The 25,887-nt window shown below is 70.7% G+C and carries 21 protein-coding genes and 1 pseudogene; 13 read left to right on the top strand and 9 right to left on the bottom strand.

Translation table 11 applies throughout. From position 1 onward, the window contains the following. Nucleotides 1–12 precede the first annotated feature (12 nt). From ACVDFE_RS30075 to ACVDFE_RS30040, 8 genes are all read right to left on the bottom strand, one after another. Entirely contained in the window at nucleotides 13–1,032 is a 1,020-nt protein-coding gene (locus tag ACVDFE_RS30075; RefSeq protein ID WP_458432798.1) for an NAD(P)-dependent alcohol dehydrogenase, read from the bottom strand. 89 nt (nucleotides 1,033–1,121) lie between these two features. Then, complete coding sequence (locus ACVDFE_RS30070) at nucleotides 1,122–1,733, bottom strand: TetR/AcrR family transcriptional regulator (RefSeq protein ID WP_360384809.1); 612 nt, start codon at nucleotides 1,731–1,733, stop codon at nucleotides 1,122–1,124. A 46-nt stretch (nucleotides 1,734–1,779) separates the two neighbouring features. Then, on the bottom strand, nucleotides 1,780–2,244 hold the full coding sequence (locus ACVDFE_RS30065; RefSeq protein WP_458432797.1) for a nuclear transport factor 2 family protein: 465 nt from the start codon (nucleotides 2,242–2,244) through the stop codon (nucleotides 1,780–1,782). A gap of 142 nt (nucleotides 2,245–2,386) precedes the next feature. Continuing rightward, nucleotides 2,387–3,376: a beta-ketoacyl-[acyl-carrier-protein] synthase family protein gene (locus tag ACVDFE_RS30060; protein ID WP_360384805.1), complete on the bottom strand. Its 990-nt coding sequence runs from the start codon at nucleotides 3,374–3,376 to the stop codon at nucleotides 2,387–2,389. Continuing rightward, entirely contained in the window at nucleotides 3,373–4,602 is a 1,230-nt protein-coding gene (locus ACVDFE_RS30055) for a cytochrome P450 (RefSeq protein WP_458432796.1), read from the bottom strand. Before ACVDFE_RS30055 ends, ACVDFE_RS30060 begins: the two co-directional genes overlap by 4 nt. Then, on the bottom strand, nucleotides 4,599–4,883 hold the full coding sequence (locus ACVDFE_RS30050) for an acyl carrier protein (protein WP_458432795.1): 285 nt from the start codon (nucleotides 4,881–4,883) through the stop codon (nucleotides 4,599–4,601). The genes ACVDFE_RS30055 and ACVDFE_RS30050 overlap by 4 nt, the downstream gene beginning before the upstream one ends. Beyond that, nucleotides 4,880–5,068: a hypothetical protein gene (locus ACVDFE_RS30045; RefSeq protein ID WP_458432794.1), complete on the bottom strand. Its 189-nt coding sequence runs from the start codon at nucleotides 5,066–5,068 to the stop codon at nucleotides 4,880–4,882. The genes ACVDFE_RS30050 and ACVDFE_RS30045 overlap by 4 nt, the downstream gene beginning before the upstream one ends. Next, on the bottom strand, nucleotides 5,007–6,515 hold the full coding sequence (locus ACVDFE_RS30040) for an AMP-binding protein (RefSeq protein ID WP_458432793.1): 1,509 nt from the start codon (nucleotides 6,513–6,515) through the stop codon (nucleotides 5,007–5,009). The genes ACVDFE_RS30045 and ACVDFE_RS30040 overlap by 62 nt, the downstream gene beginning before the upstream one ends. A 542-nt stretch (nucleotides 6,516–7,057) precedes the next feature. On the opposite strand from ACVDFE_RS30040, the gene ACVDFE_RS30035 reads away from it, so the two are divergent. The 13 genes and pseudogenes from ACVDFE_RS30035 to ACVDFE_RS29975 all read left to right on the top strand — a co-directional run bounded on the left by ACVDFE_RS30035 (nucleotide 7,058) and on the right by ACVDFE_RS29975 (nucleotide 24,951). Beyond that, complete coding sequence (locus ACVDFE_RS30035) at nucleotides 7,058–7,903, top strand: polysaccharide deacetylase family protein (protein WP_458432792.1); 846 nt, start codon at nucleotides 7,058–7,060, stop codon at nucleotides 7,901–7,903. Nucleotides 7,904–7,949: 46 nt separating this feature from the next. Continuing rightward, a complete protein-coding gene (locus ACVDFE_RS30030; protein ID WP_360384795.1) occupies nucleotides 7,950–8,561 on the top strand; it encodes a hypothetical protein in 612 nt (203 codons plus the stop codon). Between the two features lie 47 nt (nucleotides 8,562–8,608). Continuing rightward, a complete protein-coding gene (locus ACVDFE_RS30025) occupies nucleotides 8,609–9,559 on the top strand; it encodes an LLM class F420-dependent oxidoreductase (RefSeq protein ID WP_458432791.1) in 951 nt (316 codons plus the stop codon). Between the two features lie 205 nt (nucleotides 9,560–9,764). After that, nucleotides 9,765–12,764 (top strand): annotated as a pseudogene (locus ACVDFE_RS30020) (type I polyketide synthase); the annotation flags it as partial. Between the two features lie 52 nt (nucleotides 12,765–12,816). Further along, complete coding sequence (locus tag ACVDFE_RS30015; protein ID WP_458432790.1) at nucleotides 12,817–14,319, top strand: acyltransferase domain-containing protein; 1,503 nt, start codon at nucleotides 12,817–12,819, stop codon at nucleotides 14,317–14,319. 5 nt (nucleotides 14,320–14,324) lie between these two features. After that, the gene (locus tag ACVDFE_RS30010) at nucleotides 14,325–17,639 is read left to right on the top strand and encodes an amino acid adenylation domain-containing protein (protein ID WP_458432789.1); all 3,315 of its coding nucleotides are present in this window, start codon (nucleotides 14,325–14,327) and stop codon (nucleotides 17,637–17,639) included. Nucleotides 17,640–17,671: 32 nt separating this feature from the next. Next, nucleotides 17,672–18,637 (top strand): thioesterase domain-containing protein, encoded by a 966-nt coding sequence (locus ACVDFE_RS30005; protein ID WP_458432788.1) that lies wholly within the window; start codon nucleotides 17,672–17,674, stop codon nucleotides 18,635–18,637. Next, nucleotides 18,634–20,598, top strand: coding sequence for an oxidoreductase (locus ACVDFE_RS30000; RefSeq protein ID WP_458432787.1), 1,965 nt, complete (start codon nucleotides 18,634–18,636; stop codon nucleotides 20,596–20,598). The genes ACVDFE_RS30005 and ACVDFE_RS30000 overlap by 4 nt, the downstream gene beginning before the upstream one ends. Before the next feature lie 62 nt (nucleotides 20,599–20,660). Continuing rightward, nucleotides 20,661–21,914, top strand: coding sequence for a cytochrome P450 (locus tag ACVDFE_RS29995; protein WP_458432786.1), 1,254 nt, complete (start codon nucleotides 20,661–20,663; stop codon nucleotides 21,912–21,914). Nucleotides 21,915–22,027: 113 nt separating this feature from the next. Further along, nucleotides 22,028–23,248 (top strand): salicylate synthase, encoded by a 1,221-nt coding sequence (locus ACVDFE_RS29990; RefSeq protein ID WP_360384781.1) that lies wholly within the window; start codon nucleotides 22,028–22,030, stop codon nucleotides 23,246–23,248. A 32-nt stretch (nucleotides 23,249–23,280) separates the two neighbouring features. Next, complete coding sequence (locus ACVDFE_RS29985) at nucleotides 23,281–23,511, top strand: hypothetical protein (RefSeq protein WP_458432785.1); 231 nt, start codon at nucleotides 23,281–23,283, stop codon at nucleotides 23,509–23,511. Nucleotides 23,512–23,566: 55 nt separating this feature from the next. Then, on the top strand, nucleotides 23,567–24,022 hold the full coding sequence (locus ACVDFE_RS29980) for an SRPBCC family protein (RefSeq protein WP_360384777.1): 456 nt from the start codon (nucleotides 23,567–23,569) through the stop codon (nucleotides 24,020–24,022). Between the two features lie 200 nt (nucleotides 24,023–24,222). Next, nucleotides 24,223–24,951 carry a hypothetical protein gene (locus tag ACVDFE_RS29975; RefSeq protein WP_458434419.1) on the top strand — a complete coding sequence of 243 codons (729 nt, stop codon included), beginning with the start codon at nucleotides 24,223–24,225 and terminating at the stop codon, nucleotides 24,949–24,951. A gap of 85 nt (nucleotides 24,952–25,036) precedes the next feature. Here ACVDFE_RS29975 and ACVDFE_RS29970 read toward each other — a convergent pair whose 3' ends face one another. Then, nucleotides 25,037–25,885 (bottom strand): XRE family transcriptional regulator, encoded by an 849-nt coding sequence (locus ACVDFE_RS29970; RefSeq protein ID WP_360384775.1) that lies wholly within the window; start codon nucleotides 25,883–25,885, stop codon nucleotides 25,037–25,039. Between the last annotated feature and the right edge of the window lie 2 nt (nucleotides 25,886–25,887).

Genomic DNA, 25,887 nt, shown 5'->3' with positions numbered 1-25,887 from the left:
CGTGGGCTGTTCTCAGGTGAAGTCGACGACGGCGCGATAGCGCACGTTGCCCTTGCGAACCCGGTCGAGTGCCTGTTCGAAGTCGGTCAGCGCGAACGTCTCCACTTGGGGACGGATGGCGTGGCGGGCCGCGAAGTCGAGCATCTGCCGGGTCTCCGTCACCGTCCCGACGATGCCTCCGGTGATCTCCTTCGCCTCGGACACCAATCCCAGGGCCGACACGGAGATGGGCCGCTCCGGCACCCCCGCGATGCAGAGACGGCCTTGTGGAGCAAGGATTCCCAGGTAGTCGTCCCAGGGCAGGTCACCGGAGACGGTGGACAGCACGAAGTCGAACGAGCCGGCTGCCGCCCGCAGGGCTCCTGGCTCCCGGGAGGCGATGAAGTCCGTGGCGCCGAAGCGTTCGGCGTCGGCCTGCTTGTCCTTGGTGGTCGAGATGGCGGTGACCGCGCAACCCCACCTGGTCAAGAACTGGAGCGCGAGGTGGCCGAGGCCGCCGATGCCCACGACGGCGACGCGGTGCGTCGGGAGTACCCGGTTGGCGAGCAGCGGTGAGAACACCGTGGTGCCGGCGCACATCAGCGGTGCGGCGTGTTCGGACGGCATCGAGTCGGGGATCGGGTGGACGTGGCGCCAATCGCTCGCCCTGACGTGGTGGGCGAAGCCGCCGCGGTCGCCGCGGAGCACCAGGGCGTCGCGACGTGGGCACAGGTTGGTGCGCCCGCTGAGGCACGACTCGCACCGGAAGCACGACCCGGCGAGTGCGCCGACGCCGACGCGCCGCCCGATCGGCAACGCCGCCTCGTCGACGGCGGAGCCGATGGCGACCACCTCGCCCACGACCTCATGTCCGGCCACGGCCGGGAACCGCGCAAGGCCCCACTCGTCGTCGATGGCGGCGAGATCGGTGTGGCAGATGCCGCCGTGTGTCACGCGCACGTCGACCTCGTTGGGCCCCAGCGGTCCCGAGTCGTACTCGTAGGGCTGCAAGGCGCCGCCGGCGGTGCGGGCCGCATAGGCGATGACCTTCATGGTGAATTCCTCTCAGGACAGCCGATGGCGACCGATCACCCGTGCGGTGATCGGTGGAACTGGTGGACGTGCTCTCTGCGGAGCCGGGATCAGCCTTGTTCGCGGGTGATCGCAGCGAGGACGACGTGCTGCACCGCGTGGACGGTCATGGGAAGTGCGCCGGGGTCCCTGCTGATCCGGTGGATGCCGGCGCGGACGGCGCCGGTCAGGAGGTCGACGGTGAGCGAGACGTCGTCGACCGCACGGAACTCGCCGGTGCCGATGCCGTCGCGGACGACGTTCTCCACCTCGGTCACAAGGGCGGTGAACGGGTTCTCCCGCCCTGCTGGGAGCTCGGCGACCAGCGGTGTGGAGTTGGGGAGGAACATCAGGCGCATGGCGTGGTTCGTGGAGGCCGACAGGATCGCTTCGATGATCGTGAGCATCCTGCCGGCAGCCGGTTCCGCGGAGCGTGCGGCGATCGCGGACACCTGGTGCGCCAGCGGGCGGCCGGCCCGCCGGGCCAGTTCGAGGACCAGCTCGCGCTTGTCGCCGGCGTAGTTGTAGAGGGTGTTGCGCGCGAGTCCTGCCTGCGCGGCGATGTGGCCCATGGTGATGGAGTCGTAGTCGCGTTCGAGCAGCAGCTGCCGCACCGCCTCGGTGAGGTCGGCCCACACCACCTCGTGGTGTTCCTCGATGGTGGCGGCTTTGATCCGCGGCATCTGCTCGTTCTCCTCGGAAAGCCGGCTCCGGCCGGATGACCTCGTCCTACGCCGTCGGCACGGCGTCCGGCAGCCGGGGCTGGTTCTCCTGGTGGATCGCGGTCAGCGTGACGTGCGTGAGCCGCCAGCCCTCCGGCGTGCGGATCGCCTCGTTGTCGTAGAAGCCGACCACCAGCCACGGACCGGCGCCATCGGCGGTGAGCTCTTCCGGCAGCCAGTGCTCGGCGCGGACGTGGGCGTGAATCCTGGCCTTGTCGCCGTCGATCTCGATGACATGACCGGTGATGGCGTGGTGCGTCGCCTTGAACGCCGCGAAGCTCGCACGGAGGACTTCCACGTACTGGCTCAAGGCGATCGTCATCGGCGGAGTGCCCGTGACGGACGAGAAGTCGAACGAGACCTCGTCGGTGTAGACCCTGCCGGGCAGCGCGTCGAACTCCTTCAGGTCTGCGATGTCGGCGTAGTGGCTCATCACTTCGATGAGCTCGGCCCGATCGTTCAGCGTGGTCATGTGTCCCCGTTCCCGTGGTCTGCATGTTTACGACGATCTGTCGCAAACATTACGACAGTCTGTCGCAAACAGCAACCTGGGGAGGACGGGAGAGCGTGGTTCGACCGGAGCGTGCGCCCGTTTGTCTGTTGTGGACGGACGATCAGCACCGCTCGACGACGAGCGCGGTCGCGGTGAACCCGGCGCCGAGGCCGATGAGCAGGGCGCAGTCGCCGATGGCCAACCCGTCGAGGCGGAGGAGGTCGTCCAGGTTGGCGATCGTGTCGCCTGCACCGAGGTGACCTGTGGTGTCCCCGAACACCACGAGACGGTCACGCACGGCTTCGGGCAGCACCGGGAGCACGGTGTACCTGATGGTGTCCGGACGCAACCGCGCTGTGCAGACGACTTGGATGCGATCGGCGTCGTGCAGGTCGGCGTCGGACAGCGCTCGCTGCACCGCTGTGGCGACGGTGGTGCGGATTTCCTGGGCGGTCGTGCGGAACTCCAGCAGGGCGGCGCTGTTGTCGAGCGGGGGTGGCAGCGGCCGGAAGGGGTGGAACCGGGGGAAGGCGCTTTCCAGCCGGGGGTTGCCGGCCCGGCCGGTGGCCAGCACGGCCAGCGGGCCCCGGTCGCGGTGCAGGAGAGCGGCGGTGCCCCCGTCGCCCAGCACCACCTCCGGCGCGGTGCGCCAGCGGTCGTAGGGCAGCTCGCGGGTGTCGGTGCCGGTGCACGCGAGAGCGTGGTGGGTGTCGGGTTCGGTGAGCAGGGTGGTGATGGCGGCGTGCAGCGCCGCGTCGCCGCCGCTGGACATCTGGCTCAGGCCGACGGCGACGGCGTGGGTGGTCCCCAGCGCGGCGGCGAGCCGGTGTGCCGGGGACGCGGGTTCCTCGTCGGTCGCGGACATGCCCGCGTAGGCGAGGAAACCGATCTCCTCCGGCGTGATCCCGGCGGTGGGGAGCACGTCTCGGCAGGCGGTCAGGCCGAGTTGCCACGCCTGCTGCCCGTCGGCGACCGCGACCTCGTGGCAGACGGCCGACCGGGCGTCGATGTCGCTGAGCGTGCCCGCCGTGACCGCATCAGCGGCGCGGGACCGTCCTGCGGGCAGCCAGGTCGTGGCGGCGGAGATGCGCACCCGTCCGGACACCCTCATGCGCGCACACCGCCGAGGTCGACGGGCATCGACTCCAGCCTGCGGTCGAACACCATGTCGCTCCAGCACAGCTCGTGCGGGTCGACGGCGAGCCGCAGCCGCGGGAAGCGGAGGAACAGCGAGCGGACCGCGACGGTGATCTCCATGCGGGCCAGCGGCGCGCCGATGCAGCGGTGTACGCCGCTGCCGAACGACAGGTGGCTGGGCTCACCGTCGCGGTGGGAACGGACCACGTCGGGATCGTCGTAGACACGAGGATCGCGGTTGGCAGCGGCAAGCGACAGCAGCACGGTCGCGTCCTTCGGGATGACGACGTCGCCGACGCGGACGTCGGCGGTGGCGAACCGCCAGATCGCGAACTGGAACGGCGGGTGGTGGCGCAGCAGCTCCTCCACGATCCGCGCGGTGGACGCCTCGCTGCCCAGGGCCTCAGCACGCAGGTCCGGCCTGGCGCCGAGCGTGGCGGCGCCGTGGGCGATGGCGGTGGCGGTGGTGGGTGGTCCTCCCACGAACAGCGCCATGACCGTGCTGAGCAGGTCGCGCACCCCGACGGACTCCGACCGGGCGAGCAGCATGGAGATCAGGTCGTCGCCGGGGTCGTTCCTGCGGTGTTCGACCGTGGCGAGGACGAGGTCGACGAGCTCGTGGTAATAGCCGATCATCTCGGGGCTGTCGGTGGGCTTGCTGGACAGCAGCTCGCGCAGCAGCGCGGCGGCGACCGGCGTGTCCGCGGGGCGCAGGCCGAGCACGGTGCTGATCACCGTGACGGGGACCTGGTTGGCGAAGGCGGTCATCAGGTTGACCGGCCCGCCACCCGCGGCGGCGCCTTGGTGCTCGAGGTGGTCGAGCTGCTCGTGCACGATGCGGTCGACGGTCGCGCGCCAGCGACCCACGGCACCGCTGGAGAGCTCGGCGTTGACCAGCGACCGCAGCCTGCGGTGCTCGGCCCCGTCGGTGTTGAGCATGTGCCGTCCCGTGGAGCTGAGGGTGTCCTCGGGAACGCGCCGTCCGCCGAACTTGTGCTCGGGCGAGCTCAGCAGCCGGGGGTCGACGGCGAGCCGCTCGTCGCGCAGGCAGTCCCGCACGTCGTCGTACCTGGTCACGAGCCAGATCGGGAACCCGTTGGGCAGCTGCACCCGCTGCACGGATGCGGCTTCACGCAGTCGCGCGTAGTAGGCGGTGTTGGTGTCGTCGTCAGGCAGCGAGACCAGGGTGGGCAAGCTCATGACCGGTCCCTCTCCACAGCCGCGGCCTCGGCGGACTCGACCAGCGCCGCGAGCTGCGCCACCGTCCGCGCGGTCACCAGGTCGTCCTCGCTGAGCTTGACGCGGCTCGTGTTCTCCACGGCGGTGATCGCGTCCAGCAGCCGCAGCGAGTCGACGTTGGGCAGGTAGGCGAGCCGGTCGTCCGGCGACAACTGGTCGGCGGGGATCTCCAGCACCCTGGCGAGCTCCTGGACCACCACGGCCAGCGCGGAGGACTCGTTGCCGTGCACCGGTCCGGTCATGCCGCGTTCTCCTCTCCGAACAGGCGGCGGCGGAGCTCGTCGCGCTTCCACTTGCCGCTGGTGGTGCGGGGCAGCCAGCGGCGGTCGACGGTGCGCACGTCGGCGTCGGTGATGCCGAGGCGTTCACCGACGGCTCGCCGCACGCCCTCGGCCACCGCCGCCCGGTCGGTTTCGACGGTTTCCACGACCACGACCACCCGCTCTCTTTCCTGGTCGGCCACCGCGACGCAGTGGCGCTGGTAGACGCCCGGCACGTGCCGGGCGACGTGCTCGACCTCCTCGGCGTGGACGTTGCGGCCACGCACGATGATCATGTTCTTGTGCCTGCCCGCGACGTGCACCTCCCCGCCCAGCAGGAAGCCCCGGTCGCCGGTGCGCAGCCAGCCGTCGTCCAGGACCCCTGAGGTGGCTGCAGGGGCATCGGTGAGGTAGGCGTCCATGAGGCTGGGGCCACGCACCTGGAGCTTCGCCCACGCCGGCCTCGGGCAGGACGGTGCCTCCGGCGTCGACGACCCTCACTTCGGTGCCGGGCAACGGGGGACCCTGCGACACGATCGTCCAGCCGGAGTCCCCGGTGACGGGCACGACCCGGCCGTCGGTGGCCGCGGCCCGGTCGAGCGTGATGGTGCGAGGTGCGAGCGCCGGCAGGTCGATGGTGATGCCGGCGCAGTACTCGGCCATGCCGTAAGCCGGGGTCATCGCGCTGGCCGGCAGGCCGTGCCGGCCCAGCACCTCGGTGACGGCGCGGACCGTGGCCGGGGAGACCGGTTCACCGCCGTTGAGCGCCAGGCGCCAGCGTCCGAGGTCGAGCCCGTCGAGCTCCGCGGTGCGGGCGGCTTCGGCCAGCCGGTCGTAGGCGAAGTTCGGTCCTGTGCAGATCGTGACGCCGTGCTCGCCGAGGTAGCGCAACGCGTCCACCGGGCGCCGGATGAACGCCGCCGGTGAGACGAGGTGGGTGTCGAACCCGGCGCACAGCGAGATCAGCAGACCGATCATGCCGAAGTCGTGGAACAGCGGCAGCCACTGGTAGCCGACGTCGGCCGGGGTGAGCTCGCAGCGTGCGACCGGGGCGAGGACGCCGTTGAGGACGGCGCGGTGGGACAGCACGACGCCCTGCGGCCGGGCGGTGGTGCCGGAGGTGAACTGCACGACGGCGCGGTCATCCGGTCCGGGGGTGTGCGTGGTCGGGACGCGGGTGGCCGGCGGGCACCGGTCGGCGTTGACGACGCGCAGTCCGGGGCACCGGCGCTGCAGCGGTTCGAGCGCGGCGGCGAAGAGGTCACCGGTCACGACGTGCCGGATGCCGACGGTGCGGATGAACGCGGCGAGGTCGTCGGCCATGCTGTCGACGTCGTGGGCGACGGCGGGCAGCGGTAGCACGCTGACGGCGGCGCCGGTGGTGAGCACGCCGAGCAGCGCCGGCGGGAAGGACGGAACAGCGGGCAGCAGCACGCCGACCACCTCGCCGGGTCCGGCACCGGCGGCGAGCAGTGCGGCGGCGACGCCGTTGGCCCTGGGGCCGAGTTCGGCACGGGTCAGGACGGTCGTGGACTCCGGGAAGAACATCCGACCGCGGTCACCGGGTGCGCAGTTGATCGCGTCCACGAGCGTGCCGGAAATGTCGATCGCCATGCGTTGTCCCTGTTGTCGCGGTGCGGTGTCAAGTCGTGCAACCGGTGCTGACCGGTGACAGGCGAATCTGTTTTCACAAAGCTTCCAGTGCGGCGGTGAAGCCGTCGCTCAACTTCGAGCGAGTGTAGGGGCAGCGCAATGTCGTGTGACTGTGGACATCCACAGCGCCGCTGCGGTCCGCAGGTCCGCCACGCCGCAGGTCACCGGTTCCCCGGTGCTGCGGAAGGCCGCAGTTCGGTCACCTGAACCTCGGCATTCGCGGCTCGCGCGGGAGCCTGCGTTCACATTTGGCGCACATCGTGAAGAGCTGGTGCGCGAATCCGGGACAGGTTCCGCACACCGGAACGTCTCATTGACGCTGATTTCCGCTCAAACTAGCGTGGAAATCCTGAAAGCACGAAATCATCATTCAGGGATTCCCGAGATCACCTGCCGGTGAGTGGCGCTTCGACGCCCCTGTGGCATGAGCAAGAAGGGTTCTGAGAATGCCTGATGTGGATTCCTCGCCTTGGGAGTGGGCTGAATGGCAATGGCGATCCGCGGTGGACGAGGTGGGCGCGGGTGCCCGGTTGGCCCCGGGGAACTGGCCGCAGAACGCGAGGGTGGCCGTCGCGATCTCGGTCGACGTCGACAACGAGACGCTTCCCCTTTCCCGTGGTGAGACCGGACCCGGCCTTCTCTCGCAGGGCCAGTACGGTGCGCGTGTGGGCCTGCCGCGCGTTCTCGAAACGCTCCGCCGGCATTCCGCACCTGCGACGTTCTTCTACCCGGTCGTCTCGACCCTGCTGGATCCCGCCGGGCTCGCCGCGGTGCGGGCGGACGGGCACGAGATCGGTCTGCACGGCTGGATCCACGAGAAGTGCGGTGACCTGACCGCGGAACAGGAACGGGAGCTGGCCCTGCGCAGCGCGGACGGGCTGGAGGCCGCAACCGGCGTCCGTCCGGTCGGTCTGCGCACGCCGTACTGGGACTTCACCGTGCACACGCTGCCGATCATCAGGGAGCTCGGGCTCGAGTACGACTCCTCCCTCATGGCCGATGACCAGCCCTACGAGCTCCTGCACCGGGGTGAGGCGACCGGGGTGACCGAGATCCCGGTGTCCTGGATCCGGGACGACGCCCCCTACTTCCCCGACGACGCTCTGGGGAAGCAGGTCTTGGCGCCGCGTGAAGTGCTGCGGACGTGGCAGGACGAGTTCGACGCGGCCTACGCCGAAGGCGGGTTGTTCACCCTCGCGCTCCACCCGCACATCATCGGGCACCGCTCCCGCGTCAAGGTGCTGGACGAGCTGCTGGCGCACATCGCTGCCCGCACCGGCGTCTGGTGGGCCACCTGTGCCGAGATCGCGCGACACGCGGCGGCACACCGTTCGCCCGCAGCGAGTTGAGCCCCGCCCGTTCGTCGCGAACCGAGAGGACAGAGCACCCGTGTCGATGATCAACGCGGTTCACGAGGACCAGGCCGAGTCCCTGGTCGAGGTCTACGCCCGAGCCTTCCACGACGACCCCGTGTTCTCCTGGATCTTCCCGGACCCGGACCGCCGCATGGACGCCAACCGGGAGTTCTTCACCGTCATCGTGGAAACGACGTTCGCCGGCGGTGGACTCGCGCTCCAGGTCGAGGACTTCAGCGCGGTCTCGTTGTTCTACCCGCCGTCCGTGCTGCCCACCGCGGAGGACCACGCCGAGGTCGTCAGGCGGTTGACGGAGCGGCTGGGCGACCAGGCCGAGCGGGCGGTGGCCTTCGTGGACCTGCTGAACGACAACCACCCGCGGAACGTGCCACCGCACCTGTACGGCACCTTCCTCTCGACAGTCCCTGCGTGGCAGGGCAAAGGGCTCGGAACCGTGCTCAAGAACGCCCAGTTCGCCATCGCCGACGATGCGGACGCGGGCGTGTACGGCGAAGCGAGCTGCCTGCGCAACCTCGCGTTGTACGAACGGCTCGGGCAGGTGCGGCTGGGCGAGCCCATCACCTTGCGAGGTGGTCCGTCGCTGTACCCGATCTGGCGGCCGCAGGCGAGCAAGCGCGGCGCGAAGCCCTGAGGCGGCGAGGGCGTGGCATGGCCGGCGGTGGAACTCCAGGAGGGCCTGTGAGCCGGTGGGGCATCACCGTTCCCCTGCCCGGGATGTCTCTCGCGCTCCACCGGAAGATCGTCGAGGAGCTCCCGGACCTCGGGTACACCGACGTCTGGACGTCCGAGAAGGCGGGCACCGACGCCTTCACCCCTCTGGCGCTCGTCTCCCAGTGGGCGGAGCAACTGCGCCTGGGCACCGCGGTGGCATCCGTGTACACCCGTGGTCCGGCGCTCCTCGCGATGAACGCGGCGACCCTCGCAGGATTGGCCCCCGGCCGGTTCGTGCTGGGGATCGGCGCCTCGTCGCGGGTGATCGTGCAGCAGTGGAACGGCGCGGAGTACACCACCCCTCTCCGCAGAGTCAGGGACACGCTGCGGTTCCTGCGGGCCGCGCTGGGCGGTGAGAAGGTGACCGAGGCGTATGAGACGTTCTCCGTCAGTGGTTTCCGCCTGCAGAACGCGGTCGATCCGCCGCCTCCCATCGCGCTCGCCGCCCTGAGGCCGGAAATGCTGCGGCTGGCCGCGGAGGAGGCCGATGGTGTGATCACCAACTGGCTCGCTCCCGGTGACGTGCGCCGGGTGCGCGAGGAGGTCGGCCAGGGCGTCGAGCTGGCCGCCAGGATCTTCGTCTGCCCCACCGCGGACAGGGCGCTGGCACGCAGGCTCGGCCGCCGACTCGTCGCGGAGTACCTGACCGTGCCCGCCTATGCGGCGTTCCAGGACTGGCTCGGCCGCGGCGAGGCGCTCAAGCCGGTGCACGACGCCTGGAACCGCGGTGACCGGCGTGAGGCGCTGGAGCTGGTTTCCGACGAGGTCGTGGACGATCTCGTCGTGCACGGCGCGCCCGAAGACTGCCGCGAGCGAATTCGATCCTATGTGGACAACGGCCTGACGACACCGATCATCGCACTGGTCCCGACCGGTGACGATCCTGCTGGGCACGTCAGGAGCCTGGGTCCCGCTTGACGGTTCACCGGGTCCCGGTCGACCCCGGCGCCGTTGCCTGGTTTTCCAGGCAGGACAACGATTTCCGCGCCGAGCGGAATGACCGGCCCGGTCGGGCTGCCGCGTTCCGGTACGCGGGACGGTTCGTTGACCGAGTCATGATCCACTTCCAGAGTGGATCACGCGGGAAGTGTCTGCGACTCATCGAGAGCTGAGGAACCGAGCGATGTCCTCCGACTTGGAAATTTCCGCCACCGCAGTCGAAGAGCGGCTCGTGGAACGCCTTTCAGAGCTCACGGGCACACCCGCTCAGTTCGTCGACGTGGACGAACGGATCAACCGCTACCTCCGCGACTCGGTGCAGATGGTCCGGCTCCTGACCGATCTCGGGACCGAGCTGGGCAGGCCGCTGCGGCCCACGATGATGTGGGAGAACCCCACCGTCAGGTCACTCGCCCAGGCGGTGAGCGCCTCCGTGCGGCACGGGGAGCCGAGCCCGGTTCCCGCTCCGGCCACGCGCGGTGCCCGCTCCGACGAGGCCATCGCCGTCGTCGGCATGTCCTGCCGGTTCCCGGGGGCCGGAGATCTCGACGCGTACTGGTCGCTGCTGTCGAACGGGGTCGACGCCGTCGGCACCGTGCCGTCGGAGCGGTGGCACGCGGGCGACGCTCCGGCCGGGACCGACGGCTGGCGGGGTGGTTTCCTGGACCGGGTCGATGGTTTCGACCCGCAGTTCTTCGGCATCTCACCGCGTGAGGCGGCCGAGATGGACCCACAGCAGCGGCTGGCGATGGAGCTGTCGTGGGAGGCGCTCGACGACGCGGGCATAGCGCCCCACAGCCTCCGGGACACCCGGACCGGCGTCTTCTTCGGCGCCATGTGGCACGACTACGCCCAGTTGGCCGCAGGTGACCTCGCCGGAACCACGCAGCACACCGCGACGGGGCAGGACCTCAGCATCATCCCCGCCAGGATCTCCTACTTCCTCGGGCTGCGCGGACCCGCCATCACCCTGAACACCGCCTGTTCGTCCGCGCTGGTCGCCATCCACCAGGCACGGCAGAGCCTCCTGCTCGGCGAGTCGTCGCTCGCACTGGCCGGCGGGGTCAACCTGATCCTCGCGCTGGACAGCATGGTCGCGATGGACCGGTTCGGCGCGATGGCGCCCGACGGGCGGTGCAAGGCGTTCGACAGCAGGGCGAACGGGTACGTGCGGGGTGAGGGCGGCGGTGTGGTGGTGCTCAAACCGCTGTCCCGCGCGCTGGCCGACGGCAACCCCGTCCACTGCGTCATCCGGGGGAGCGCGATCAACAACGACGGCTTCAGCAACGGCATGACCGCCCCCAGCCCGGCCGCCCAGGTGGAGGTCCTGCGCGACGCCTGCGCCGACGCCGGGATCGACCCCGCGCACGTCGACTACGTCGAGGCGCACGGCACCGGGACGATGCTCGGCGACCCGATCGAGGCGGGAGCGCTGGGCGCGGTGCACGGGGCGGGGCGCCCGGCCGACCGCCCACTGCTGCTCGGCTCGGCGAAGACCAACATCGGCCACCTCGAAGCGGCCGCGGGGATGGCGGGCTTCATCAAGACCGTTCTGGCGCTGAGCCGCCGTTCCATCCCGCCGAGCCTGCACTTCGAGACCCCGAACCCGCACATCGACTTCGACGGCCTGCGGCTGCGGGTCGCTGCACGACGCACGCCGTGGCCGCGGCGGAACCGTCCCGGGCTCGCCGGGGTGAGCGCCTTCGGTTTCGGCGGCACCAACTGCCACGTGGTCCTGGAGGAAGCGGGCACGGGCGGGCCGCACCTGGTGCCGCTGTCGGCCCGTGACGAAGACGGGCTGCGCGCTGCGGCGGCAGAGCTGCTCGAAGCGTGCGAGCGCCCCGGTGCGACGATGCCGGCGCTGCGTTCCGGTGCCGTGGCACGGGGAGTGGGGGAAGGACAGCGGCTGGCGGTCACCGCGGAGGACCCCGCCGATCTGGCGAGGCGGCTCACCGCGCACCTCGACGGCCGTCCCCTGCCCGGCACGGTGACCGGCCTCGTGGAAGCGGATCGCGGCAACCCCGTCTTCCTGTTCGCCGGTCAGGGATCGCAGTGGCTCGGCATGGGCAGGGACCTGGTGCTCGAACCGGCCTTCCTGGCCGCGATGCGGCGCTGCGACCGCGCGATGCGCCCCTACCTCGACGTGTCGGTGCTGGACGTGGTGCTCGCGGACGACCCGGCCTGGCTGGAGGACCTGAGGCTGGTGCAACCGGCGATCTTCGCCGTGCAGGTCGCCCTCGCCGCTCTGTGGCGCTCCTGGGGAGTGCACCCCGGCGCGGTCGCCGGGCAGAGCCTGGGAGAGATCGCGGCAGCCCACGTGGCGGGGTGCCTGAGCCTGGAGGACGCGGTGCGGATCGTCTGCGTCCGCAGCACGATCGTGCACGGCGCCGCGTCCGGCTCGGGCGCGATGGCCGTGGTCGACCTGCCGGTCGAGGAGGCTCGCCGGGTGATCGCGAGCCGCGCGGACGAGATCTCGATCGCCGTCAGCAGCGGTCCGAACGCGACGGTGATCTCCGGAGCTGCTGACGCCGTGCGGGACCTCTCGTCCGAGCTCGCGCGGTCGGGCGTCACGCTGCGGCCGATCCAGGTGGACTACGCGTCGCACTCACCGCAGATGGACCCGCTGCTGCCCGAGCTGCGGTCGGCGCTGAGCGGTGTGCGTCCCCACCGCGGTGTCATCCCCTTCTACTCCACGGTCGTCGGCCAGGACGTGGCCGGTGACGAGCTGGATGCCGAGTACTGGTGCGACAACCTGCGTGAGCCGGTCCTCTTCGCGGAGGTGGTGCGGCTGCTCGTCGCCGAAGGGCGGCGTGACTTCATCGACGTGAACCCGCACCCGCTCCTCGTGCACAACGTGACCGAGTGCCTGGCGGAGGCGGGCCGCGAAGGTCACGTGCTGCCGTCCTCCCGGCGGGCGGAGCCGAGCCGCCCGGTGCTGCTCGACTCCCTCGGCCGCCTGTACTGCCTGGGGCAGGACGTGAACTGGTCCCGTGTGCACGCCCGGACCGGCCGAGAGCCGGCGGAACGCCCGCACGCACCGGACGGGCAGGAGCGGGAACCGGTGGTGCTGCCCCTGTCCGCGCACACCCCGGCCGCGCTCGCCGAGGGAGCCACGGCACTCGCCGAGGTCGTGCGGACCGCCGCTGACCTCGGGGACATCGCCCACACGGCCGCCCGCCGCTCTCCGCACGCGCGACGACTGGCCGTCGCGGGTGCTTCGCGGACCGAGCTGGCCGATGCACTCGAAGGAGCCGCGGAACGGCCGTTGGCGCCGACGTGGAAGAAGCCGTCCGTCGTGTTCGTCTTTCCAGGCCACGGCGCCGCTTGGGCGGGCATGGGCCTGGAAGCTCGCCGCGACGGAGCCGGTGTTCAGGGATGCGCTGGAGGACTGCGCCGCGGCCATCCGGCGGGTCAGCGGGTTCTCCGTCCTCGACTATTTGCGGCGGGAGAACGGGGAAGCGGACATCCCGTTGATCGAGGAGGTGCAGCCGGCCCTGTTCGCGATGGAGGTCGCGCTGACGGCCCTGTGGAGGTCCTGGGGCGTCGAACCGGCCGCGGTCGTGGGGCAGAGCATGGGGGAGATCGCCGCGGCACACGCCGCCGGCGCACTGTCCCTCGAGGACGCCGCACTCGTGATCTGCCGCCGCAGCACGCTCCTGGCGTCGATCCGCGGGCAGGGTGCGATGGCGCTGGTCGAGCTCGGCCTGGAGGAGTCGCGGGAGCTCATCGGCCGGTGGGACGGCCAGGTCGAGGTCGCGGCGAGCAACAGCCCGTCCTCGACACTGCTGGCCGGGAGTCCCGAGGCGGTGGAAGAGGTGCTGGGCGAGCTCGAGCGCACGGAGGTGTTCGCACGGCGCATGGTCGTCGACGTGGCCGGGCACAGCCGGCAGGTGGAGCCGCTGCTCGGCGAGCTCCGCGCCGAGCTGCGCGGGGTCTGGCCCGCCGCGACCTCGGTGCCGTTCTGCTCCAGCGTCACCGGTGCGCTGAGCGCGGGCGAGGAGCTGGGGACGTCGTACTGGCTGCGGAACCTGCGTGAACCGGTGATGCTCTGCCCGGCCGTCGCCCTGCTCGCCGAGCAGGGGCACCAGGTGTTCCTGGAGATCAGCCCGCACTCCGTGCTCGGCCCGGCGATCGACGCGACGCTCCACTCGGTCGGCGCGACGGCCACCACGGTCGCCAAGGCGCACAGGAAGCGCGGTGAGCGGACAGGCCTGCTGGAAGCCGTCGCGGCGCTCTACACGGCGGGGTGCGAGGTCGACTGGGACCGGGTGCAGCCCGCCGGTGGCCGCACGGTTCCGCTGCCCGCCTACCCCTGGCAGCGCGAGCGGTACTGGCTCGACCGCGTACGTGGCACTCGCCGCGAGATGACGAGCGCGATCGATGACGGTTCGCGCTCGGAGCCGGAGGAAGTCGTCCCGCAGGAGGCCGCGAGCAGCTCCGACGACGGTGCGGCCTTCGAGGACCGGCTGGCGAACCGGGTGGCCAGGGTGCTGCGCCTGCGGCAGGACGAGGTCCAGCGCGACGTCCAGCTGAGCAAGCTGGGCATGACCTCCCTGATGGCGATGGAACTCCGCAACCTGGTCCTGCGTGATCTGGCCGTGGAGATCCCGGTCTCACGCGTGCTGCGGGCGGACGGGGTCTCCGCACTCGCGGCCGAGGCCCAGCCGTCGACCGGTGCCGGCCAGCCGGCGCCCGGCGCGGCGGCGCTCGTGGGATCGATGGACTGGATGGAGCTGTGAACGCGATGACCTCACTGGTGGAACTGCTGAGGCGGGGCGTGCAGCTGACGCCGGCCGGTGACCGGCTGCGGCTGCGGGCCGCTCCGGGAACCCTCGACCCCGCCGAGCGGGATGCGGTGCGGGAGCACAGGTCCGAGCTGCTGGAGCTGCTCGGCGGGCGCTCGGCCTGCCGGCTGACCGGTGTGCAGAACCGCATCTGGTTCCTCGACAGGCTCGACCCGACGGGAGTGGCGTACACGTTCACCGTCACCTACCGGATCGAGGGGCCGGTCGACGCGCCGGCGCTCGCCACCGCATTGGAGACCGTCTGGCGCCGCCACCCCGGTCTGCGGGCGACCTTCGAGGAGATCGGGGGAGTGCCGGTCCAGTTCATCGACCCGGAGTCGGCACCCGTGCTGAGGAGTGCCGATCTCCTCGGCGCCGATGCCGAGGAAGTCGACCGGGAGCTGCGAGCGGCCCTGATCGCGCCGTTCGACCTCGCTCGTGGCCCGTTGGCGCGTTCGGTGCTCGTGCGCACCGGGGAGCGGGAACACGTGTGGGGGCTGACCCTGCACCACCTGGTCGCCGACGGGTGGACCACCGGGCTCGTCGTGCGGGAGGTCTCCGAGATCCTCAACGGCGAGAGCGGTGCGGACGCGGGCTTGGACTACACCGACTACGCCGAGTGGGAACGCACACACGCCGACAGCCCCGCCTCGGCCGGGAACCTGGACCACTGGGTGGGTGCGTTGTCGGGAAGCACCCCGCTGGAGCTGCCGCAGGACCACCCGCGCCCGCCCCGGCGCGGCCACGTCGGCGCGCGGGTCGACTTCGTCCTGCGACCGGAGCTCACCACCGGGCTCACGGAGCTCGGCAGGGAGGAAGCGGCAACCCGGTTCGCCACGCTGCTCGCCGTGTACCTCGTGCTGCTGTGGCACTCCACCGAGCGCGAGGACATCTCGATCGGCACGCCGTGCGCCAACCGGCTGGACCCCGGCTTCGAGCGGACCGCGGGGTGCTTCGTCAGCACCCTGGTGCTGCGCGTCGGCCTGTCCGCCGAGCTGAGCTTCCGCGAGCTGGTGCGCAGGACCGCCGCCGTGTGCGCCGACGCCTGGGACCACCAGAACTACTCGTACGAGAAGCTGGTGAGCGAGGTGGCCGGAAGCCGCGACCTCAGCCGCAGTCCGCTGTTCCAGGCGTTCTTCGCCTTCCAGGACGCGTTCCACCCGCTGAGGCTGCCCGGCGCCACGGCCGAGCTGCGCCCGTTCGACACCGGCAGCGTCCAGTTCGACCTCGAACTGCACTTCCACCCCGACGCCGGCGAACGGGGACTGCTGGGGAGCTTCTACTACGACACGGCACTGTTCGAGCGGTCGACGGTCGAGGCCATGGCCCGCCGCTGGCAGCACCTCGCCGCGTTGCTGGTCGGCTCCCCGGACCTGCCGATCGGCGACGTCTCCCTGATGACCGAGCTGGAGCGCCGGAACCTCCGCAGGCGCAACAGCACCGCATCGGACCACGCACGGGACACGACGGTCGACCGGCTCGTGGCGGCGTGGGCCGAAGCCGACCCCGAGCGCGTCGCCGTCCGCTGCGACGGCCGTGAGCTCGGCTACGCGGAACTCGACCGCGCGGTGTCGGCGCTGGCCTGCCGCATCGATGCCGCGGGCGGTCGTGGCCGGCGACTCGGGATCTTCCTGGACCGCAGCCCCGACATGGTGGTGGCGGTGCTGGCAGCGGTCCGCGCGGGAGCGGTCTTCGTCCCGCTGGCCACCGATCTGCCCGAGGAGCGGATGGCCTGGATCGTCGAGGACACCGGCATGTCCCTTGCGGTCACGCGATCGGACCTCGCCGCCCGCCTGCCCGAGCGGGTCCGGCCGCTGCTGGTCGACGGGTCACCGGACGCGACGCCGCACCGGCCGCTCGATCCGCCCACCGCCGGCAGTCCCGCCTACGTGCTGCACACGTCCGGGTCGACGGGCCGGCCCAAGGGTGTCGAGGTGCGGCACGACAACCTGCTGAACCTGCTGCACGCGATGGCGGTGAAGCCGGGAATCCGGCAGGACGACGTGTTCCTCGCGGTGACCAGCCTGTCGTTCGACATCTCCCTGCTGGAGCTGCTGCTCCCGCTGGTCACCGGTGCGGCGGTCGTCGTCGCCACCGCGGAGGAGGCGGCGGACCCGGCTCGCCTGGCCGGCCTGCTGGACACCAGCGGTGCCACCGTCATGCAGGCGACGCCCTCCACGTGGCGGATGCTGTTCGACTCCGGGTGGAAGGGGCTCTCCCGGCTCACCGCGCTGTGCGGCGGAGAGGCCATGAGCCGCGACCTGGCCGACCAGCTCCTGGCCGGGTGCCGGGAGGTGTGGAACCTCTACGGTCCGACCGAGACGACCATCTGGTCCGCCCGCTGGAAGGTCGACGCGACCGATCCCGTGCGCATCGGGGAGCCGATCGAGAACACCCGGTTCTACGTCGTCAACGGACGCGGCCTGCTCGTGCCGCCCGGAGTGCCGGGTGAGCTGTGCATCGCGGGGGAGGGCGTCGCGAACGGCTACCTGAACCGGCCGGAGGAGACCGAGCGGCGATTCGCGGACCTGGCGGGGGTGGCCGACGCGCCCGAGCGCGTCTACCGCACCGGTGACCTGGTCCGCGAGTCGGCGGACGGCACGCTGACCTTCCTGGGCAGGACGGACCAGCAGCTCAAGGTGCGCGGTCACCGCGTCGAGGCCGCCGAGGTCGAACACGCGCTGCGCCGGCACCCCGCGGTCGTCGACGCCGCGGTCACCCTGGCGGCGGACGGAGTGCTCGTCGCCCACCTGGCCGCGCATGACGGCGACACCGTCTCCGCGGGTCGGCTCAGAGAGCTGCTCGCTCCTGTCCTCCCCGCCTACATGGTGCCGCAGCGCTTCGTCCTGCACACCGCGCTTCCGATGACTCCCAACGGCAAGGTCGACCGCACGGCGCTGTCGTCGATGGTCGCGGAGCCGGCTCCGAGCGCCACCGCGCACGAACCGCCGGCCGGCGGGACCGAGGCGGTCGTCGCGGAGATCTACGGCGACCTCCTCGGCCGGACCGGGGTCGGCAGGCACGACAGCTTCTTCGACCTGGGCGGGCACTCCCTGCTGGCCACCAGGGCGCTGTTCCAGGTCGAGGAGCGCTTCGGCGTGCGGGTGGAGCTGCAGAACCTCTTCGCGCACCCCACGGTGTCGGCGCTCGCCGCACGGATCGACGACGACCTCACCCGCGGTGTCCGGGACGACCTCGCCATCAGCGCCGCGCTCGACCAGCTCGAGTCGATGTCGGACGAGGACGTCGCCCGCCTGCTCGACGGCCTCCACTGACCAACCAGCGAACCAGCGAACCAGGAGACAGTGTGAACACGACCGACCGGCTCCAGCAGCTGTCCGACACCAAGCGACTGGCGCTGTTGCGGCTGCTGGAGAACAAGAACATCGGGAACGACCGGCTGCTCACCCTGGAGGGGTCGAACGTCAAGGTGCTGCGGGAGGGCACCCCGATCCTGTTCCTCTACCCGGCCACGGACGGCAGCGTGAGCTACATGAACAACTACCTGCCGCACATCCCCGAGACCTGGGGCGTGTATGCCCTGCAGACCCCGGGAATGGACGGTGAGCAGGCGCCGTACCGCACGGTCGAGGAGCTGGCCGCCCACGGCATCCGCCAGATGCGCCGCGTCCAGCCGGAGGGCCCCTACTACGTCGCGGGGAACTGCATGGGCGGACTGCCCGCGTACGAGACGGCCCGCCAGCTCCACGAGCAGGGTGAACGCACCGGTCTCGTCCTGCACCTGATGCCGAACTTCAACCGCCCCTGGAAGGAGCTGCCGGTCGACAGCGCCTCGTTGCAGCAGCGGGCGATCATGGACTACGTCTACATCATCGAACGCCTGCTGGCCGTGCGGATCGACCTGCCGTGGGACGAGCTGAACGAGCTCGACGAGGACGCACAGGTCGAGTTCGTCGTCCGCTACGTCGACGAGCACGACCTGCTGTCCGGAATGGACCTCGACGTCTTCCGCAACCGGATGGCCATCTACAAGGCGAACCTCTCGGCGATGCTCACCTACGACCCGCCGACCGGCTTCGACGGCAGCATCACGATCCTCGCCGTCGGCGAGGCCAGCCGGCAGGAGACCGCGATCCACGCGATGTCGCCCTACGCCGCACCGCTGCGGTCGATCCACCGCGACCGGATCACCACCGTCTTCGTGGACGCCGACGGCGGCGCGCTGTTCGACGGTGCCGAGCCGGACATCGGCAAGATCGGCCGCGAGCTGCGCGAGATCGTCTCCGCGGCGGGCGAAGGCACCAGGGCGTGACCACCGAGGAACAGGACCGGTATCCGCACCTGTTCTCCCCGTTGCGGGTGGGCAACGCGCGGCTGAAGAACCGGATCGTGTTTCCGGCGATCATGAACAACTACGCGCGCCAGGGGCTGGTGACCGACCGCACGGTCACCTTCTACGCCGAGCGCGCGGCCGGTGGCGCGGCGATGGTGGTGTCCGAGGCGCTGTTCGTCCACCCGAGCTCGGTGCCCCCGCAGACGGGTCTCGCGGCGTACGAACCCGCCAACACCGCGGGCTTCGAGCGCCTCGCGGCCGCGGTCGAGGAACACGACTGCCGGATGGTCGGTCAGCTCCTGCACTCGGGCAGGCAGCAGGTGCGAGGTCCGGTGTCGGACAGTTCGATCGGGGTGTCGCCCCTGCCGGACCCGTACAGCTGGACGGTTCCGCACGTGATGTCCACGTCGGAGGTCCGGATGATCGCCGAGTCGTTCGTGGCTTCGGCCGCCGTCCTGCAGCGTGCGGGGTTCTCCGGCGTCGAGGTGCACGCGGCGCACGGTCACCTGATCACGCAGTTCCTGTCGCCGTGGTCGAACACCAGGCAGGACGAGTACGGCGGCGACCTGGACGGGCGGACCAGGTTCCTGCGCGAGGTCCTGGCCGGCATCCGGTCGGTGTGCGGGACGGATTTCCTGCTGGGCTTGAAGATGCCGGGTGACGAGCTGGTGCGGGGAGGCATCACCGCGGAGGAGTCGGCTCGCATCGCGAACCGGGTGGGCCAGGAGACTCCGCCGGACTACCTCGCGTTCGGCCAGGGCAACTCCTCGCTCAGCTTCGGCGACCACGTGCCCGACATGCACTACCCGCCCGGCCCGTACCTCGGGATCCAGCGCGACCTCAGGGCAGCGGTGGACGTCCCGGTCGTGGCGTTCGGCCGCGTCACCTCCGCTGCCGAAGCCGAGGCCGTGGTCAGGGACGGGGTCGGTGACCTGGTCGGCCTGGGACGTCTCCTGGTGGCCGATCCCGGCTTCCCGGCCAAGGTGCGGGCGGGCCGCGAGCAGGAGGTGCGGCCGTGCCTCTACTGCAACGTCTGCTGGGGAGAGGTCACCAGTGGCCGCACGATCGCCTGTGTGGTCAACCCCGACCTCGGCACCGGTGGTGAAGCCGCCGGCCGGGTGCGCGGGTCGTCGACGAAGCGTGCGGTGACCGTGGTCGGCGCCGGTGTGGCAGGTCTTCGGGCCGCCGCGGCGGCGGCCGAACGAGGGCACCGGGTGACCTTGCTGGCCGGACCGCACCTCGGCGGCAAGGCGAGGGTGGAGTCGCTGTTGCCGGGACGTGCTGACATCGCCACCACGCTGGAGCACCACCTGTGGCTGGTGGAACGCAACGGCGTGCGCGTCGAGCGGAGTGCGCGCGTGACGGAGGAGATGGTCCTCGCGACCGGTCCCGACGTCGTCGTCCTCGCCACCGGGGCGCGGATGATGCGACCGCCCACCCTGGCCGCCCACGGCGAGGACGGCGTCAGCGTGCGCGACCACCTGGTCCACGGCGACGGCGGAGGCAGCGACGGCACAGCGGTGCTGTTCGACTTCGACCACTCGGCCGGGACCTACGCGGTGGCCGACCTCCTGGCGCGGCGGTACCGCGACGTGGTGCTCATGACGCCCAGGGCGTCCCTGGGCGACGCGGTGCCGTACGTGAGCCGCCTTGGTGTCCACCGGAGACTGCACGAGGCGGGCGTGCGCATCGAGTTGTCGACCGAACCGCTGCTGTACGAGGACCGCGTGCTGCGCTGTGCGAACGTCTTCACCGGGCGGCTCACCGAGATCGAGGACGTGGCCCTGTTCACCTGGTCGACCCCGCGTCAGCCGGTCGACGAGCTGTCGGGTCCGCTGTCGGCGAGCGGGGTGCCAGTCCACGTCATCGGGGACGCGTACGCGCCGGGAACCATGCTCACGTCGATCCGGGAGGCCGAGGTGCTCGGCAGGCGGCTGTGAGCGCGCCTCAGCGGTTGTTCCTCCGGGCTTCCGGTTCACCCAGCCAACTCCGTGGAGATGAGATGCTGAACAGCAGCACGGGCCGTTGCCCTGTGCAGGGGCGGTTCGACCCGCTGGCTCCCGACTACCTCGCCGACCCGTACCCGGCGCTCGCCACCCTGCGCGAGGAAAGCCCGGTCTTCTACGAACCGCAGCTCGACATGTGGCCGGTGACCCGCCACGAGGACGTCAAGCGCGTCCTCACCGATCACGAGAGCTTCTCCGGTGCGATCACCCAGACGCCCTTCTACCCGCTTGCACAGGAAGCGAAGGAGATCCTCGACGCCGGGTTCCACGCCACCCCGACCGTCTCCAACTGCGACCCGCCCAAGCACACCAGGGTGCGCGCCTTCAACGTCAAGGCGTTCTCCGCCAGGAGGATCGCGGGGCTCGAACCGGTCATCCGCGCCTGCACCACCGAACTGCTCGACGGTGCCGCCTCGAAGTCGCGGTTCGACCTGGTGCACGAGCTGACGGCACCACTGCCCGCCAAGATCGTGTTCAGCCTGATCGGCTTTCCCGAGTCGGACTCGGAAGCGCTCAAGGCGCTCGCCCTCAACCGCATGGCCTTCACCTGGGGACGGTCCACACCGGACGAACAGGTCAGGATCGCGGGAAGGATGGTCGAGTACTGGCGGTACTGCACGGACTTCGTCGCCGCGCGCAAGGAGGACCTGCGGGACGACTTCACCAGCGACCTGCTCCGCTCGCACCTCGCGGATCCCGCCGCGCTGTCGGTCGAGGAGATCGTCAACGTCATCCACGCGGTGAGCTTCGCCGGCCACGAGACCACGACCAACGCGTCGTCGAGCACGCTGCAGCGGCTGCTCACGCACCGGGAGCAGTGGGAGGCGATCTGCGCCGACCCGTCGCTGATCCCGAACGCGGTCGAGGAGGGTCTGCGCTTCGACCCGAGCCTGCACACCTGGCGCAAGATCACCACCAGGCAGGTCGACATCGGCGGGGTCACCGTCCCGGCGGGGGCCAAGCTCCTGCTCCTCATCGGTTCCGCGAACCACGACCCGGCACGGTTCGCCGACCCGGACCGGTTCGACGTCCACCGGTCCAACCCCCAGCAGCACCTCACCTTCGGCAGGGGAATCCACGCCTGCTTCGGTGCTCCGCTGGCTCGGCTGGAGATGCGGGTCGTGCTGGAGGAGCTGACGGCACGCCTGCCCCACCTCCGGCTCGCGGACGGTGAAGTCGTGCGCTACCACGAGAACGCGTGCTTCCGCGGCCCCGTGCGGCTGTGGGTGGACAACCCGGCCGCGGCCTGAGCCACCACGACCCACGCGCCCGGACGCGGGCGAGCTGCGAACCGACTCGATCTAGGAGAACTGCACTGAGGTACTGGGAACGTCACGTCGCACTGCCGGCCGATCCTCTTCGCGTGGCTGCCACGCTCGCGGCGACGTCGACCGAGGACAACGTGCTCTACGAGAACCAAGGTTCGATCTGCTGGGGTGAGGGCGCCCATGCGACCGTCACCACGCGGGCGGGCGAACCGCTGTCGGCGCTCGCCACCCGGCTCGCGGAGGTCGACGTCGACAACTGGCGCGCTTACGGCTGGGCCACCTTCGAGCTGTCCTACGCGTTGTACGGACTGGACGACGCGCCGACGACCGACACGGTCACCTTGATGATCCCGCGGCGTGAGGTGCGCTTCGAGAACGGCATCGCCCTCCTGCGCGCACTCACGGCGGCGGACGTGAACGCGCTGGAGTCGCGGCTCGCGGCTGCCGTGCTGACCGGCGGGGTCGAGCCGGCGGAGGCGCGCGTGGAGGTCGATGTCGACGGCCACGACGCGGAGAGCTACCGGGCCGCGGTCGCGGCGGGCATCGCGGAGATCCGCTCCGGCGCGCTGGACAAGGTGATCCTCTCCCGTGTGGTGCCGGTGCAGGAAGACATCGACATGCCCACGACGTACCTCACCGGCCGTCTTGCCAACAACCCGGCGCGATCGTTCCTCCTGCGCCTTCAGGGCTGGGAGGTCCTCGGGTTCAGCCCGGAGATCGTGATCAGCGTGAGCTCCAAGGGCGAGGTGGTCACCCAGCCGCTGGCCGGCACGCGCGCCTTCTTCGGTGATCACGAAGCCGACCGGGTGCGGCGTGACGAGCTCTACCGCGACGCCAAGGAGGTCTTCGAACACGCGATCTCGGTGCGCCTGGCCGCGACCGAGCTGTCGACCGTGTGCAGACCGTCGACCGTCCGCGTCGAGGAGTTCATGAGCGTGAAGGAACGCGGCAGCGTGCAACACCTCGCCTCCCAGCTCTCGGGTTCGCTCGCACCGGACCGCACCGGCTGGGACGCGTTCGCCGCCCTCTTCCCCGCGGTCACGGCGTCCGGCATCCCCAAGGCCTCCGCGTGCGAGCTGATCCGGCGCGCCGAGACGCAGCCGCGCGGCCTCTACAGCGGCGCCGTGCTGACCGTCGACCAGGACGGCGCCATCGACGCGGCTCTCGTCCTCCGCAGCGTGTTCCGCCGCGACGGCGACATCTGGCTGCGGGCAGGCGCGGGCATCGTCGCCCAGTCCACCCCTGAACGGGAACTGGAGGAGACGCGGGAGAAGCTGCGCAGCGTGTCGCGCTTCCTCGTGCCGTCCGCGGAGTGAACCGAGCCGGCGGAGAACCCGCGTTCCACCCCGTGGAACTCAGCGATCTGGGTCACACCCTTTCGACTACATTCATTGCCATCGTTCAACAAAGCCAGCGGGGGATTTCACCAGGAGTGACCATGAGCGTTCAAGAGCAGTTGCGCGGCGGTGCACCGGATCTCGACGACTTCCCCACGCTGTGCAGTGTTCCGCTGCGGCCGGAATGGTTCGACGACGAGGAAGAAAACCCGGCAGCGGGGGTCGTCCGGGGTACGGACTGATCAGCAGGAGATCAGCTGCTGGTGCAGCGAACCTACCCGTAGTAGGTTCGCCTGCATGACCCCGGACGCCACCGCGCACGTCGATGTCGCCGCCTCACCGCAGCGAGTGTTCGAACTGGTCAGTGACCTGCGAAACCTGAGCGGCGTCGCCGAGGAGTACGCGGGCGGCAAGTGGCTGGACGGCTCCGGCCCGTCGGTCGGCGCGCGGTTCCGCGGCGTCAACCGGCGCGGACGGCGGGTGTGGCCGACGACCTCCACGGTGACCGACTGCTCCGTGACCCGGTTCGCGTTCGAGGTGAGGTCGCTGGGGCTTGCGGTGGCGCGCTGGCAGTACGACATCGAGCCGACCGCCGGCGGGTGCCGGGTGACCGAGTCGACCTGGGACCGCCGGCCGGGGTGGTACGTGCCGATCACGCGGCTGGCCACCGGCGTGAAGGACCGGGCGGTGACGAACCAGCGGAACATCGAGGCGACGCTGGAGCGGTTGAAGAAGGTCGCGGAGTCGGGCTGACCGCGCAGAATTCCACGGACCTTAAACCGATTTAAAACCCTTTGCCCACAACCGAATTCTGAACCCGCCCCGTGATCTCCCCGTAGTCATCGGTACAACACCGATCCACCCCGAGGAGACACAGGATGGGCGCTCGACACCGCAAGCCCGCCATGATCGGCGCGGGCGCTGTGCTCGCGGTCGCCGCTGTCGCCGGTGGCATCTTCGCCTTCGGCGGCACCAACTCGAACGCGGCCGAGGACTGCGGCGGACTGGACCAGGCGCTGCGGAACAACCTCACCTTCATCGCCGGTCAGCAGGCGAACCCCGACGCCCAGTCGGACGCCCGCATCGCGAACCGCCAGGCGGTCGTGAACCTCATCAACCAGCGACGTGCTGCCGCCGGTTGTGGTGGCAACGTCCAGGCGCAACCCGAGAAGGGCCAGGCCGCCACGTCCGGTGAGGACTGCGGCGGGCTCGCCAAGGCGTTGCAGAACAACCTGACCTTCATCGCGGGCCAGAAGGCGAACCCGGACGCGCAGTCCGAGGCGCGCATCGCGAACCGGCAGGCCGTGGTCAACCTCATCCAGCAGCGGCGCAAGGCGGCGGGCTGCGCGGGTGACGGTGGCGCGGGCAACGCCGACCAGGCCCAGCCCGCTCCCCAGCAGCCCGGCACTGGTCAGGGCAACGGTGGCGCGTCCGGGCAGCAGGTCTGCGCCGGCTCGACCGTCACGCTGTCCGGCGAGGGTGGCGCGCCCGCCGCGTCCAGCGGTGAGTTCCCGATCGGCACCACGCTCAAGGTGACGAACCTGGACAACGACAAGTCCACCACCGTGAAGGTCGCGTCGGTGTCCGGCAGCTGCGCGCTGCTGAACAACGCAGCCTTCGAACAGGTGCGGGAGCCCGGCAAGTTCCTGATCCGCCGGGCACTGATCGAGAAGATCGGCTGAGAGTCCACACCGGACGGTCGACGCAGGACGGCTGTTCTCCCGAGGCACGGGGGAACAGCCGTTCCGCGCGTTCGGCGATGTCGCGCTAGGACCACGACCAGCTGAACCCGCGCACACCGGGCCGCACGTTCAAAGCCACGTCCAGCAACGTGCGCCCGGGAGCCACCTCGGACCCGTCCGCGAGCTGGACGGCGGAGGCGGGAGGGGCACCCTCGAACGTCACCTCGAGCACGTACTCCCGCGTCGGCAGGCGGAACTTGCGCTCGTAGCTCGTCGCGGGAGGACAGGGCGCCTGGTTCACGATCTCGTGCTCGACCACGACGCTCTCACCCTTGCGCAGCGGCCGTTCGAACAGCAGCTCCGCGACCAGCAACCCCTCGGCCGGCTCCTGGACGACCCGTCCGACCGTGCAGTTCTTCAAGGCCTTGACCAGCGGTGGCGGGCGGTCGCGGTCGTCGGCGTGCAGGATCACGACCCATCGGTCGGGCCCGTTCATCAACGCCGACAGCACCTGCCGGGAGCGGAAGACCCGTTCGGTGCGGTCCGCTCCGATCGTCACGAAGTCCTGCTGGCTCACGCGCAGGAGCTGGTCGTCCCACTGCGTGTCCAGGTCGTGCAGGGCGTGCTCGACGGGCGCGGGGACCGGCCAGAACGCGGACACCGGCGCCGGTGCCCCGCGCAGCCAGCGGCCGCGTGAGCGCGGGGGGTCGAGCAGCTCCGACAGGTGGCCGGGAGGCACCCGCAGGATGTGCTCGAGGTGGACGACGGCCTGCAGCGACTTCTGCCGCTCTGGCCGCCTGCGACCGGTCTGCCAGCAGCTCAGCGTCGCCATCGAGACGGAGACGCCGTTGTGCGAGAGGTGCTCGCGCAGGCGCTCCAGACCGAGACCGCGATTCGTGATCGCCGTCCGGAGAGCCTGCGCGAACTCGTCCACGC

The sequence above is a fragment of the Lentzea chajnantorensis genome, from assembly GCF_054300775.1.
Note: the sequence above shows the minus strand (reverse complement) of the source record. Positions and strands in the feature narration are given on the sequence as shown.